This is a genomic window from uncultured Gemella sp., from assembly GCF_963537375.1.
Taxonomy (GTDB): domain Bacteria; phylum Bacillota; class Bacilli; order Staphylococcales; family Gemellaceae; genus Gemella.
Genome location: NZ_CAUTDQ010000005.1, coordinates 45767 through 60103, shown reverse-complemented (window position 1 = coordinate 60103; position 14337 = coordinate 45767). Strand labels below are relative to the sequence as shown.

The window sequence follows — 14337 nt, the reverse complement described above, 5'->3', positions numbered from 1 at the left end:
CAGGATTTACTCTTCTTTTTTTATATTTTGTCTCACATCAATTGTAACACTACATAGACAACAGTTCTAATATTTTTATTTTCCTTTAAAAAAACTGGGAAATTTGATATAATAATAAAGATACCTATATAGTTAGAGTTACTTTTAAGGGTATTATAAAAACGAAAAAGGAGTGTTAATTTGGATAATAACATTTCAGATTTATTGACAAAAGAAATTGCAAAAGCAATGTTAAATAGATTTTTCTTTAAAGAACCTAGTAATTTAAAAATATTTGCATATTCAGTTGGTTATATATTATTAATATTATTAGGAACACTACTAAATATTGAAATTGTTGCAGCATTTCTTTCTGTGTTTCCTCTTACATATGTACTCGGAGCTAAAGGATTGAAATTGTATCTTCCGTTAATTGCTTCAGGGGGGATAATATTAGCACTGTTAGGATCTCCAATAATGATGTTTTGGTTTGGGATTCACATGGCTGTTGCATATATAATATATAAAACCATAGATTTACGTTTTTCGAAGTTATTTTTAGTGGTAGCAATAGCTACAGTATTATTTTTAGGAATTGCTATATATGTATTTTTATCTATAAGATTAGGAAATATAACTATAGATAGTAAACAGATTTTGGAGTTTATTAATAACTATGTAAATTCAATGGTAGAGATGAATCAAAATGTAGATAAAAATTTAGTTTTAGAAAGTTTCTCAAGTATGCAGAGAACATTTCCAGTAACTTTATATATAATGTTATTTGTATATAGTTTAGCAATTGTACAATATACGCTTTCTTTATTAGCTAGAGAATATGTGATTATTCCAGCTTTTCCAAAATTTAGTCGTATAACATTAAGTTCAAAAAGTGGATATATATACATTGGAGTTTCTTTAATCACATTGTTATTTGAGATGGAATTAGATGAAAATAAATATAGTTTCTGGAATATATTGTTTCAAAATATATCAGGTGTACTAGCATTAGCATTTATTCTAAATGGTTTATTTACAGCATATTTCTTTATCGAACAAAAAACTAAGAATAAGGTCACTATAGCAAAACCAATTACATTTGTTTTAATGTTGATCTTCAGTCCGATTTTTGAATTACTTGGATTTATAGATAGTATATTCAAGTTAAGAGAAGGTTATATTATTATGAAGAAGGGGGAATAGATATGAATGGAAAAAGAAAATATGAATTGATAATTTCAACTATTTTTCTAATAGGAGCAATACTTTGCGGAATATTTGATATTTTTAGTTTAGTTATTTATTTATTGATAGGTCTTTTAATCTTCGTATTCTATATTCTTCAGAAGAAAAAAGCTGTAGAACAGATGGAAAGGTATATTAGTAAATTAACTAATAGAATAAAAGATTCATCAGAAAAAGGAATTAATAAGTTTCCTATTGGTATAATTGTAATAGATGAAAATAAGAATATTGAATGGGCTAATAACTTTATCTATAAAAATATTAAAGTTGAAGAGATAAAAGGTCTAAATATCTTAGAACTTATGCCGGAAATTTCAGAGTTATTTGAACTGGAAACTCCGGTAGATAATCAGTTTGAAATCTTTGGTAAATTTTATAAAGTTAACTATCAAAAAGATAGTGGTTATATTTACTTCTTTGATATTACAGAAAGTAAAGTTGTTATGCAGAGATTTAGAGATACAAGGCCTATTATTCTTAATCTAAGTCTTGATAATTATGAAGATGTTTATGATTCGTTAGAAGATGAAGTAGCGAGTAGATTAGATGCTACTGTAGTTGTTACTTTAACAGATTGGGCTAAGAAAAATAGTATTTATCTAAAAAGAATCGATGACGATAGATTTATTGGACTTTTAAATGTAAAAGATTTAAAGAAAATAGAAAAAGAAAAATTCCAGATTTTAGATACTATTAGAAATCTAAAAGAAGAATTCGATGCACCTATTACTTTAAGTATAGGTGTGGGTATGGGAACTGACTTCTTACCGGAATTAGGAGAACTTGCGAAGAGTTCACTTGATTTAGCTTTAGGGCGTGGTGGCGACCAGGTTGCTATGAAAGATGTTGATGGTACGATTAGATTTTATGGTGGTAAAACAAACCCACAAGAAAAACGTACTAGAATTAAGGCGCGTGTTGTATCTAATGCGTTAGCTGATATTGTAAGTGATAGTGATAAAATAATCGTAATGGGGCATAAACGTCCTGACTTTGATGCTGTTGGAGCTTGTGTAGGTATTTACACATTTTCTAAAATAGTAGGTAAAGAATGTTACATTATTTTAAATGATAGTGACAGAGACGAAACAATTCAAAAAGTAATGTTTGAAATTAATAATTCGGATGAACAGTTGTCAAAAGTGTTTGTCGATAGCGATGAAGCTTGGGAACTTATGACTCCTCAAACAACATTAATCGTTGTAGATACTTCTGATGCATCACGTGTTATTGATGCTGCGATACTATCTAAGGCTAATAGAAAAGTTATTATTGATCACCATAGACGTGGTGAGGATATAATTACTAATCCGTTGTTAACTTACATTGAACCTTATGCATCATCTGCATCGGAATTAATCGCAGAATTAATAGAGTATCAAACTAAAATAGAAAAAATCACTCCTATCGCAGCAACAATCATGCTTGGTGGAATAGTGGTAGATACTCAAAACTTCTCAATAAGAACTGGTTCTAGAACATTTGATGCAGCTGCTTATTTACGAAGTAATGGAGCTGATCCAACAAGAGTAAAAACAATTCTAAAAGAACCGTTTGAGAACTTTATGAATAGGGTAGAAATTATTAATAATTCTATTCAAAAATCACCAGAAATTATCATGGCAAAAGCCCCTGAAGATAAATATTATACTAATGTAATGCTTGCTCAAAGTGCAGACTTACTTCTAACTCTTAAAGGAATTGAATGTAGTTTTGCTATAGGATATTTAGAAGAAGGTAAAGTTGGAATTTCAGCAAGATCATTAGGTAATATAAATGTTCAATTAATTATGGAGGAGCTTGGTGGTGGAGGTCATCTTGCCAACGCAGCAACTCAAATAGAGGGAATTAATTTAGACGAAGCTTTAGAGCGACTAAATGATGCTATCGATAAAATATTATCATAAAATAAAAACATAGATAAAAGGAGAAATTGTAATGAAAGTTATATTTTTAGAAGACGTTAAAGGAAAAGGTAAAAAAGGAGATGTTAAGGAAATTGCTGATGGATATGCAAAATTCTTAATAACAAATAAAAAAGCTGTAGCAGCAACTAATGCTAATATGGCAACACTTAAAGGACAACAAAAACGTGTTGAAAAAGACAAACAAGAAGAATTAGTTCAAGCTAACTTACTTGCAAAACAATTAGAAGGTCTTGAAGTGACAATCAAAGTTAAATCTGGAGAAGGTGGAAGATTATTCGGATCAGTATCTTCTAAACAAATTGTTGAAGAACTTAAGAAACAACACGACCTTAAAGTTGATAAGAAAAAAATCGACTTACCACACGGTATCCAATCTTTAGGATATACAAATGTTAAAATCAAACTACACAACCAAGTAGAAGGAACTATTAAAGTTCATGTGGTGGAGCAATAGTAAATAATTTGAAGGTGACAATATGAAATATCACATAGATTCTGTTGTAATGGCAGAACAATCGTTATTAGGGGCTCTGATGCAAGAGCCAGAGAAATTAATAGAAGTCAAAGCAACGGTTGATCCGGAAGACTTTTATGATGAACGAAATAAAGATATTTATAGTGCTATTTTACGTTTAGATGAAATGGAAATAATACCTGACACCACTACGATTTTTGAAGAAATAAATAATAGTGGGGCATTCAGAACAGTGGATGCCTCATTATATATAGTGGACTTGTATGATATTACTCCAAGTTCTCGTAATATTATGCACTATGCGAATTTAGTAAAAAGATATTCGATATATAGAGAAATTCGAGCAGCACTTTTAAATAGTACTGAAGAGATGAATCAAGGTAATGCTGACATAGACTCTTTAACTGCTACATTATTCGATCAAGTTGAACGTGCGATGGAACGAGCGAAAACATCTCAGTTTAAAAATATGAAAGATGTTACTGATGAAGTTTTTAAAGAAATCTTGGCTCGTATGGCTGGAGAAGGTCAGAATGTTGCTGTACCTACAGGATATGGAGCATTAGACAAACTTGTAGGCTTTGGTAAAGGGGATTTAATTATCCTTGCAGCTCGTCCTGCGATGGGGAAAACAGCATTTGCGCTTAATATCGCACTTAATATCGCTGGGAAAAATCCTCGTTCAGAAGAAGAGAAGAGAACCGTGGCACTATTCTCATTAGAGATGGGTGCTGATCAACTTGTCTCTAGGATGATTTGTAGTGAAGGAATGATAGATTCTGAAAAAATCAAAAAAGGTGATTTAGATAATGATGATCTAATGAAACTTGAAACAGCTGTTCATTTCTTAAATCAAAAAAATGTCTTTATTGAAGATAGTGCTTTTATCAAAGTAAATGAAGTAAAAGCAAAATGTAAGTTATTAAAAGCAGAACATGGTCTAGATCTTGTTGTTATCGATTATCTTCAGCTTCTTCAAGGAAGTAAGAGAACTGATAATAGGCAACAAGAGGTATCTGAGATTTCTCGTAGCTTAAAACAAATGGCTAGGGAACTAGAATGTCCTGTTATCGCATTATCTCAGCTATCTCGTAGTGTTGAATCTAGACAAGATAAACGCCCTATGATGAGTGACCTTAGGGAATCTGGAAGTATTGAGCAAGATGCTGATATAGTTTCATTCTTATACCGTGGGGACTATTATAGAAGTGAAGATGCCGATGAAAATGAACACCAAGAAACAAGTGATGTTTCAACTATTGAAGTAATTATTGCTAAAAATAGGCATGGACAAACAGGTACTGCAGAACTTGCATTTATGAAACGATACAATAAATTCGTATCGAAAACTTATGCTGAATAGGAGGGAAAGTAATGACGAATAGAGATACTAATTCTCAAAACAATGAATTTAATAATGATTTAAATGGTTATTATGATCAAAATGGAAACTTTATTCCTTATGGATATTATGACGAGAATGGGAACTATATATCAAACGGTTATTATGACCAAGATGGAAACTTTATTCCGAATGGCTACTATGATCCAAATGGAAACTACATTTCAAATGGTTATTACGATCAAAATGGTAATTTTATTCAAAATGATGGAAATAATCAAAATAATAATGAATTTGCACCTGCGGGTTATTATGATCAAAATGGATTCTTTATGACAAATGGTTATTACGACCAAGAGGGGAATTATATTGAGAATGATCAAACTAATTTTGAGCAAGGAGTAAATGGTCAATATGATCAGTTTGCTAATAATAATTTCCAAGGAAATGATAATTATTCTAATGTAAATCAAGAAAATACTGATGAACAAAACAAGGAAACTAAAAAAGAGAAACCTAAGAAGAAGTCATCAAAACTTGGATTTATAGTTGCATTTCTTTTAATATGTGTTATTGCTGCGGGAGTTTATTATTTTAAATTCTACAAGAAAGATGATAAGGTAGTTCACCTAGATCAATATAAGGTTGAATTAGCCGCATATGGTACTAACAGACAAGGTAAAGTAAATGTTGATATAGTAGAAATTCCAGAAGTAAAAGATGCAGATGATAACATCAAGAAATTCTTGAAAAAACCTGAGATTAAATATACTCCTACAGAAAACCTAGAAAACGGAAGTAAAGTAGATGTAGAGATTACTCTTAATAAAGATGAAGCTCAGAAAAAAGGTCTGAAAGTTAGCGGAACATTCAAACGTACTCTAACTGTTACTGGATTATCTGAAGAAAAAACAGAGAAAAAAGAAGAAGTTAAAACTACAAGTACAGCTTATTGGAATAAAAACAAAGGTGATAAACTTTATCAATTTGTGAAAAGTTGGGAAAAATCTTTAAACCAAAGTTATAAAGAGTATACACCTGATAATAGAGTTAATTTTTATGGATTAAAACTTCCAGGTGAAACAGAAACTGTTGGGAATGCTCGCCTTGTATTAGAAGGTGATAAGTTAGTTAATATGAAGTGGTCGCCAGAAGGGAATTATAAAGATGTGTATAATATAGTTGCTGTATTTTCTGATGTAGGAACATCAGGAAAGAATCACTTTTTCCATTTATATTATTTTACTATTTTAAATGGTGAACCAATAGTATTGATAACTGAACAAACTCAAGGAAATGACAAAGGATATGTTTACTTTAGAAGAACTGCTAATGTAGACTTGCAAAAAGGGTTTGAAAATATAGTTAAGAGTTCATAATAATAGGCTAGGGACAGATAGCGAAAGTGTTGTTTATCTCTGGCCTTTTACAAAAATATTATAATAAAGTTTTGGAGGACAAAATATGAATTTTAAAAATAAAAGGTTGATATCAACAGTAATTGTTGTTGTCTTAGTAGTGTTTTCACTGATTAAAGGAACTATATCGTCAAGTAATAATAATAAAAAAGATGAGTCAGAATTAAACGGCTATTTAACAGAGTTTTTACAGGAGCAAAGTATTACTAAGTTAACTCTCAAAAAAGGAGATGGTAGCCAAGTAATTCAAAAGATTTCTATTGAAGGTGAAATTAATTCTGAAATGACGAATACTTATTCACGAGGATCTGTATTGAATCAAATTAAAGAGGCAAAAGGTAATCAGAATGTAAAAGCGATATTACTATCAGTAAATTCTCCTGGTGGAGGAGTTTATGAAACTGCTGAATTATATAACGCATTAAAAAATAGTGGTAAGGATGTTTATGTTTCAATGAAGAAAACAGCTGCTTCGGGTGGATATTATGTATCTACACCAGCTAAGAAAATCTTTGTGAATACTGAAACAACTACCGGTTCTTTAGGGGTGATCATGAGTTATGTATCTGCACAAAAATTCCTAAATGATCACGGAATTAAACAAGAAACTGTTCGTTCTGGAGATCAAAAAGCAGTAGGTGGTTTAACTGAAGACTTACCAGAATCAACTAGAAAAATCTTACAAGAACAAAACAAAGAAGCATATGAAAGATTTGTAAAAGCTATAGCTGAAGGTAGACACTTAAGTGAAGATGAAGTTAAGAAACTTGCTGATGGAAGAACATATACAGGAACTCAAGCTGTAGCGAACAAACTAGCTGATAAAATTGGTACGGAAGATGAGCTTATTGATTTAATAAAAGAAGAAAAAGGATTATCTAATCCAACTGTAATTGAATTAAGAGCTGATAAAACTGCAGAAAGTTTAATTTCTAGATTTGTTAAAGCTACAACAAAAAGTTTTATCTCTGAATTAAATAGTGAAGTGAATTCAAATAAAGTAGAACGTAGTTACTTAGGATAAGGAGGTTTTTACATGAATAATGAATTTAATAATAATAAACCTTCAAATGATCCTCTTCTAACTGAAACTTCAGAAGCGGTGACGAATGATACGATACAAAATGAACAATCTACTATTGAGAATGAAGATGCTAAAGTAACGGAAGAAAAAGTTGATAAAAAAGAAAAAGATCTTTCGTTGCCAACAACAATGGAAGATTATATAAAACTTTCGAAAAATTTCTATGCAGGTTTTTGGGTTAGATTTGTTGCATATTTAATCGATATGATTGTTATTTATGCGGTAGCTAGTTTGTTGAATACCTTTAGTTTTGGTCTTTTGAATAAGCAACTAGATTTCCCAATATTAGGAGAAGAATCTCTTAGTTATGTTATCGTTATGTTTACTTATTTTATAGCGATGACTTACTTCTTTACTCAAACTTTAGGTAAGATGATTATGAAGATAAAAGTAGAAACTAATAAAGGTGATAAGCTGAGTTTCTCTGATGTGGTTTATCGCGAATTGATTGGTAGATTACTAACAATATTTTTGGCGTATATCCCATATATAGCAGTTGCTTTTACTAATAAGAGAAAAGGACTTCACGATTTTATCGCTGATACTGTAGTAGTCAAAGAAGATTTCTCTAAACTTCGTCGTCAGATGAATGAAAAATTAGAAAGTAAAAATTAAATAAGTTTTAAAGCTGTAGATTTTAATTAATCTATAGCTTTTTTTATTAATGGTTTTAGCTAGTTGAGAAGATGAAGTCTCGACTACAAAAAACACCCACTATGAGGTGATTACTCTCCAAAATCGATTTCTACGAAATGACGATTTTTGAGTCACTCACTATATCATAATGATACCTGTTATTGATTATCGAGGATAATATTGACTAAAGTTTTAGATGGTAGTATACTTAAATTACAAAAAGGACTACAGTTGTAGATTTAAAAAATATCTGAAGTTAGGTGTGATTGGTATATGAGTAAAAGTGAGACATATATAGTTGAGGGGATGAGTTGTGCTTCTTGTGCTGCGCATATTGAAGATAGCTTAAAACAGATTGATAATTTATCTGATGTTAATGTGAATCTTGCAACAAGTAAACTTACTCTTGTTAGAGGAGAAGGAATAGATAGAACTGAAGTAGAGAAAATTGTAGAGAAATTAGGATATAAGCTAACTTATGTTTCTAGTATTGATGAAAGAACATTTATCCTAGAGGGGATGAGTTGTGCTTCTTGTGCGAAAAATATAGAAGATACAGTATCATCTTTAGATGGGATAGAAAAGGCTGTTGTAAATTTTGCTACTGAAAAGATGGTTGTAAAATTCGATAAAGAAAAATTAAGTGTTGCTGAAATAGAGAAAAAAGTAGAAGAAGCTGGGTATAAAGCGAAATTAGAGATAGATAATTCGGTAGACGACCAAGCTGAAAAAAAACAACAAGAAATAGACGGTATTTGGAAAAGATTTATTTATTCGGCTATATTTGCAGTACCTGTATTATACATAGCGATGGCTGAGATGGTAGGGTTACCTACGTTGGGAAGTTTAAGTCCGATGGGGAATCCAAAGTTATTTTCAACAGTACAACTAATTCTAGTGCTACCTGTTTTGTATCTTGGAAGAAAATTCTTTAGCGTTGGTATTAAAACACTACTCAGAAGAAAACCTAATATGGATACTTTAGTAGCGTTAGGAGCTGGAGCTGCATTTTTATATAGTGTTTATTCAACGGTTTTAGTGTATTCAGGTGATGCACACGCGGCTATGCATTTATATTATGAATCAGCTGCAGTAATATTAACACTAATTACACTAGGAAAATACTTCGAAGGGGTATCAAAAAGTCGTACTACAAATGCTATAAGTAAATTGGTTGGATTAGTACCGAAAACAGCTAATTTAATTAAAGATGGCGAAGAACATGTAGTAGCGGTAGATGAAATATCTACAGGTGATATACTACTTGTTCGTCCTGGTGAAAAAGTACCTCTTGATGGAGTCGTGATTGAAGGTCGTTCGACTGTAGATGAATCGATGTTAACAGGGGAAAGTATCCCAGTAGAAAAAGACATAAATAGTAAAGTTGTCGGAGCTAGTATTAATAAAACAGGTGTTTTTAAAATGAAAGTTACTAAAGTGGGAAAAGACACTACTTTATCACAGATTATTAAACTTGTTGAAGATGCTCAAAATTCTAAAGCTCCGATCGCAAAACTTGCTGATAAAATTTCAGGAGTATTTGTTCCTATTGTTATTGTTTTAGCACTAATAGCTGGAATTTTATGGTACTTTGTTGGAGATGCATCTTGGAGTTTTTCTCTAAAAATTATTATCGCAGTGCTTGTTATTGCTTGTCCTTGTGCCTTAGGTTTAGCTACACCGACAGCTATAATGGTAGGTACAGGTAAGGGAGCTGAACACGGTATTTTAATAAAAAGTTCAGAAGCTCTGCAGTTAGCTAAAGAGGTCAATACTGTAGTATTTGATAAAACTGGAACATTGACAGAAGGTAAAATTTCAGTAACTGATATAATGACATTTAATAATTTATCTGAAGAAGTTCTATTGCAACTTGCAGCGAGTGTAGAATATCTTTCAGAACACCCATTAGGTCTAGCTATAGTAGATGAAGCTAAAAATAGAAATTTAGAGCTGTTAGAAGTTAAAGAATTTAGTTCATTAACAGGATTAGGTATTTCATCAATGGTTGATGGAAAGTCAGTACTTATCGGTAATGAAAAACTAATGTTGGAAAATAATATTGTTACAAAAGATTCAGTTGAAAAAGCAGAAAAATATGCTTCTGAAGGGAAAACACCATTATTCATAGCTGTAGACTCTGAACTAGCTGGAATTATAGCTGTTGCTGATCAAATAAAAGCAAGTAGTTTAGAAACTGTTGAAAAATTACATAGCTTAGGGTTAGAGGTAGTTATGTTGACTGGTGACAATAAAAAAACTGCGAAAGTAATTGCAGAAAAATTAACAATAGACAAAGTTGTTAGTGAAGTTTTACCAGAAGATAAAGCAAATGAAATCAAAAAACTTCAAGCTCAAGGTAAAAAGGTAGCAATGGTCGGTGATGGTATTAATGATGCCCCAGCACTAGTACAAGCAGAAGTCGGAATAGCAGTAGGAACAGGAACGGATGTAGCAATCGATGCGGCAGATATAGTGCTAATGAAACCTGACTTAAATTCTGTTGTTAATGCTATAGTTTTAAGTAAAAAAACTATAACAAATATTAAAGAAAATCTATTCTGGGCATTCTTCTATAATGTTATAGGTATTCCTTTTGCGATGGGAGTATTCTATATATTCGGAGGACCGTTGTTAAATCCGATGTTGGCAGGAGCTGCAATGAGTTTTAGTTCTATATCTGTAGTATTAAATGCTTTAAGATTAAAAAGAGTAAAATTAAATTAATAAAAAGAAAGAAGGATTAATCATGAAAAATGAATATAGTATCGAAGGTGTAAAATGTGGTGGTTGTGTCGCTGCAGTTAAAGAAAGGTTATCAAAACTAGATAATGTTGATAATATAGAAGTTAATATTCAAGAAAAAATTGTCGTAGTTGAAGGAGAAGTATCAAAAGAAGATCTTCAAGCTGCATTAGAAGGAACAAATTTTAAAATAGATTAGCAAAAAATGGAATTGATTCGACAAATTTGATTTTTTTTGATATCGTGATTTGGAGTAAATCCTAATAAATAAATACCTTAGAATTAGTTATAATCCTAATTCTGAGGTATTTTTGTGTTCAATATGAATATTTATTTGTCGTATCCTAAATATCCGATTGCTATAGCTTTAGGTCCTGCATGAGATCCAATTACAGGTGATATGATTTCTGTTTCTACTTCGATTTCTCCGAAAGTTTTTTTAATCGAAGATAATGCTTTTTCTAATAATTCATCATTCGTATAAAGAACAAATAGACTCTTTGGATTATTTTCTTTTATTTCTTCACACATTTTTGAAAGAACTTTATTCATTCCTCTATGTTTTCCACTTACTGAAAGTAGACCATCTTTAATAGTTATAATAGGAAGAATATTTAATAGATTTGACAAAACGAACTGAGCTTTCGTAAGTCTCCCACCTGCGTATAAATATTGCATAGTTTCTACTGTTACAAGAACATTGTGTTGCTGTGAAAGCTCTATGTATCTTTTTTCTATATTTTCAAATGTTAAACTTCCTTCTTCGAATTCTTTAATAATTTTTTCGATTGCTATTCCTACCATTCTTGCTATTTGAAGAGTATCTATTATTTTAATTTCAATTCCATCAATAAGTTCTTTAGCTTGTACAAAAGAAGAGTATGTTCCGGATAATTTAGAAGAAACACTGAAAGCAACGATACGCTCAACACCTTGTTGCTTTAATTCTTCATAGACACTTAGTATTTTACCCACAGCTGGTTGGCTTGTGCTAGGTTTTTGTCCGTTATGTATCCTCTCGTAAAATTCATCAGGAGTAATAGTTACGTTATCCTCAAAAATTTCATCGTCAAGACGAACCTCTACTGGGATAACTGTAATTGGATTGTTATTCGCAAAATTTTTATTAATTTGTAATGCTGAATCGCACACAAAAGCTGTTTTCATAAATTTTAACCTCATGTTTTATTTTATATTCAAAATTATTGTAGCTTTACTACATTTTTATATAATACACTAAAAATAAAATTTTTTCAAATAAAAAGTGAAATAAAAAATTCACTTTTATATATAGATAAAGTGTTGGAAATTGAATAAAATAAATGTTAAGGTTTTAATAATATTGAAATAAATTTAGAAAGTTATATACTTTATCTCTAATTATATTTATATTTATTGATGGAGATATTTAACAACAATCAAAGAATGATAAAAAGCACCACTAAACCTATAATAAAAATGAATACTTAAGCTAGATTAATTTATGTTATAATGATATTAATACAAATAGATAGAAATAGGAGGGATAAATATGATTTTAGAAAATATTTCAGGCCCCCAGGACCTTAAAAAATTAACAATAGAAGAATTACATACTCTGGCCGATGAAACAAGAACGGTATTATTAGAAAAAATTAGTTCTCATGGAGGCCATAGTGGACCGAATTTAGGAATGGTAGAGATGACAGTTGCCTTACATCATGTATTTGATTCACCTGTAGATAAGATAATTTTTGATGTATCGCATCAAACTTATATTCATAAAATGCTAACAGGACGCCAAAAGGCATTTATAGATCCTAAACATTATGATGATGTTTCTGGATATACGAATCCAAAAGAAAGTGAGCATGATCTGTTTACTATTGGACATACCTCAACCTCATTATCGTTAGCAAGTGGGATTTTACATGCTAGAGATTTAAAGAATGAAAAAAGTAACGTTGTAGCGATTATTGGAGATGGAGCGCTATCTGGTGGAATGGCTTATGAAGGATTAAATACAATAGCTACACTTGGAACTAATGTAATAATTATTATAAATGATAATGATCAGTCGATTGCTAAAAATCCTAAAGGTGGTATATATACTGCATTAGAAAGGTTGCGTGAAACTAAGGGGCAGGCGACAAACAATATTTTTAAAGCCTTAGGATATGACTATCATTATTTAGAAGATGGTAATAACTTAGAGGAGATAATTTCACTGTTTAAAGAAGTAAAAGATATAGATCATCCAGTAGTATTACATATTTATACAGAAAAAGGGAAAGGTTTTGAACCTGCAGAACGAAATCATGAAAAATTCCATGCAGGAGGACCATTTAGTTTAGAAACAGGGGAGTATATTAAAAAAGGTACCGTGAGTCAAACATATAATGGTATCACTTCTGAATATTTAACGAGAAAATTAAATGAAGATCCACTAGCTGTCGTTATCAATGCAGGAACGCCAGGGATAGTTTTTAATAGAAAACTAAGAGAGCAATTGGGAAGCCAATTTGTAGATGTTGGTATTGCGGAAGAACAAGCAGTAACGATGACAACGGGACTAGCTAAAAATGGAGCAAAACCAGTGTGGGCTGTATTATCAACATTTTTACAGAGAACATATGATCAACTTTCTCATGATATGGCATTAAACAATCAAGCAGGGGTAGTATTAGTATACAGTGCTTCTATAAATTCAATGAATGATGAAAGTCACTTAGGATTTTTTGATATTCCACTTATATCGCATATACCAAACTTCGTATACTTAGCTCCTACTAATAAAGAAGAGCACTTGGCGATGTTAGAATGGGCAATTAACCAAAATGAACATCCAGTTGCTATACGTGTTCCTGTGGGGAGTGTTGTAGAAACTGGGAAAGAAGATAAAACAGATTATTCTATTTTAAATAAAAATAAAGTAGAAAAATTTGGAGAACAGGTTGCAATATTTGGAGTAGGTAATTTTTATAACTTAGCAGAGGAAGTTTCTGAACAATTGAAATTAGAACATAATATAGAGGCAACATTAGTAAATCCAAGATTTTTAACTGGTTTGGATAAAGAATTACTAAACTCTTTAAAAGAAAATCATAAATTGGTTGTAACGGTTGAAGATGGTATAGTAGAAGGTGGATACGGTCAAACTGTAGCGAGTTATTTAGGAAATACAGAATTGAAAGTACAAAACTACGGAATAAGTAAAAAATTCTATGATAGATATAATGTAGAAGAATTAATGAAAGAAAATGGCTTAACTGTAGAAAATATAGTAAAAAATATTATAGAGAGTCTGTAATTAAAGGAGCATCCCTATATTTTAGGGATGTTTTTTTAATAATTAAACCGTATGGTGTAGAAATTATGATAGGGTTGATCCAAAAGTTCTAAAATTTAACAAAGGTCATATGAGAACTCATAGACACAGTGGTTTATTGATATCTAATAAACTACTGCGATAAGTGGCTCGACAAAATTGATTTCTTTGAAATCAC

11 protein-coding genes are annotated in these 14337 nt (G+C 30.9%); 10 read left to right on the top strand and 1 reads right to left on the bottom strand.

Translation table 11 applies throughout. The annotated features are described in order from the left end of the window. The first annotated feature begins 180 nt into the window (after positions 1-180). The 9 genes from RYK99_RS02075 to RYK99_RS02035 all read left to right on the top strand — a co-directional run bounded on the left by RYK99_RS02075 (position 181) and on the right by RYK99_RS02035 (position 11051). Positions 181-1182, top strand: coding sequence for a DUF2232 domain-containing protein (locus RYK99_RS02075; RefSeq protein WP_314989694.1), 1002 nt, complete (start codon positions 181-183; stop codon positions 1180-1182). Positions 1183-1184: 2 nt separating this feature from the next. Next, a complete protein-coding gene (locus tag RYK99_RS02070) occupies positions 1185-3131 on the top strand; it encodes a DHH family phosphoesterase (RefSeq protein ID WP_314989692.1) in 1947 nt (648 codons plus the stop codon). A 31-nt stretch (positions 3132-3162) separates the two neighbouring features. Beyond that, complete coding sequence (rplI, locus tag RYK99_RS02065) at positions 3163-3606, top strand: 50S ribosomal protein L9 (protein WP_003147963.1); 444 nt, start codon at positions 3163-3165, stop codon at positions 3604-3606. Between the two features lie 22 nt (positions 3607-3628). Beyond that, entirely contained in the window at positions 3629-4990 is a 1362-nt protein-coding gene (gene dnaB / locus RYK99_RS02060; RefSeq protein WP_314989689.1) for a replicative DNA helicase, read from the top strand. 11 nt (positions 4991-5001) lie between these two features. Next, positions 5002-6348 (top strand): DUF4767 domain-containing protein, encoded by a 1347-nt coding sequence (locus RYK99_RS02055; RefSeq protein ID WP_314989687.1) that lies wholly within the window; start codon positions 5002-5004, stop codon positions 6346-6348. 85 nt (positions 6349-6433) lie between these two features. Next, positions 6434-7411 carry a signal peptide peptidase SppA gene (gene sppA, locus RYK99_RS02050; protein ID WP_314989686.1) on the top strand — a complete coding sequence of 326 codons (978 nt, stop codon included), beginning with the start codon at positions 6434-6436 and terminating at the stop codon, positions 7409-7411. A 12-nt stretch (positions 7412-7423) separates the two neighbouring features. Continuing rightward, positions 7424-8086: an RDD family protein gene (locus RYK99_RS02045; RefSeq protein WP_314989684.1), complete on the top strand. Its 663-nt coding sequence runs from the start codon at positions 7424-7426 to the stop codon at positions 8084-8086. Between the two features lie 294 nt (positions 8087-8380). Further along, positions 8381-10834: a heavy metal translocating P-type ATPase gene (locus tag RYK99_RS02040; protein ID WP_314989682.1), complete on the top strand. Its 2454-nt coding sequence runs from the start codon at positions 8381-8383 to the stop codon at positions 10832-10834. A 22-nt stretch (positions 10835-10856) separates the two neighbouring features. Then, positions 10857-11051, top strand: coding sequence for a heavy metal-associated domain-containing protein (locus tag RYK99_RS02035; RefSeq protein WP_314989680.1), 195 nt, complete (start codon positions 10857-10859; stop codon positions 11049-11051). 131 nt (positions 11052-11182) lie between these two features. Here the strand turns inward: RYK99_RS02035 and RYK99_RS02030 are convergent, their stop codons facing one another. Beyond that, positions 11183-12019, bottom strand: a complete 837-nt coding sequence (locus RYK99_RS02030) for a DegV family protein (RefSeq protein ID WP_314989677.1) — start codon at positions 12017-12019, stop codon at positions 11183-11185. 364 nt (positions 12020-12383) lie between these two features. Between RYK99_RS02030 and RYK99_RS02025 the strand changes: the two genes are divergently transcribed. Then, the gene (locus tag RYK99_RS02025; protein WP_314989675.1) at positions 12384-14141 is read left to right on the top strand and encodes a 1-deoxy-D-xylulose-5-phosphate synthase; all 1758 of its coding nucleotides are present in this window, start codon (positions 12384-12386) and stop codon (positions 14139-14141) included. Positions 14142-14337 lie beyond the last annotated feature (196 nt).

What these genes read in the sequence shown, in the direction of transcription:
- RYK99_RS02045 (WP_314989684.1), top strand. Translation starts at nt 7,424, where the DNA reads ATGAATAATGAATTTAATAATAATAAACCTTCAAATGATCCTCTTCTA.
- RYK99_RS02070 (WP_314989692.1), top strand. Translation starts at nt 1,185, where the DNA reads ATGAATGGAAAAAGAAAATATGAATTGATAATTTCAACTATTTTTCTA.
- sppA (WP_314989686.1), top strand. Translation starts at nt 6,434, where the DNA reads ATGAATTTTAAAAATAAAAGGTTGATATCAACAGTAATTGTTGTTGTC.
- rplI (WP_003147963.1), top strand. Translation starts at nt 3,163, where the DNA reads ATGAAAGTTATATTTTTAGAAGACGTTAAAGGAAAAGGTAAAAAAGGA.
- RYK99_RS02040 (WP_314989682.1), top strand. Translation starts at nt 8,381, where the DNA reads ATGAGTAAAAGTGAGACATATATAGTTGAGGGGATGAGTTGTGCTTCT.
- RYK99_RS02025 (WP_314989675.1), top strand. Translation starts at nt 12,384, where the DNA reads ATGATTTTAGAAAATATTTCAGGCCCCCAGGACCTTAAAAAATTAACA.
- RYK99_RS02055 (WP_314989687.1), top strand. Translation starts at nt 5,002, where the DNA reads ATGACGAATAGAGATACTAATTCTCAAAACAATGAATTTAATAATGAT.
- RYK99_RS02035 (WP_314989680.1), top strand. Translation starts at nt 10,857, where the DNA reads ATGAAAAATGAATATAGTATCGAAGGTGTAAAATGTGGTGGTTGTGTC.
- dnaB (WP_314989689.1), top strand. Translation starts at nt 3,629, where the DNA reads ATGAAATATCACATAGATTCTGTTGTAATGGCAGAACAATCGTTATTA.
- RYK99_RS02030 (WP_314989677.1), bottom strand. Translation starts at nt 12,019, where the DNA reads ATGAAAACAGCTTTTGTGTGCGATTCAGCATTACAAATTAATAAAAAT.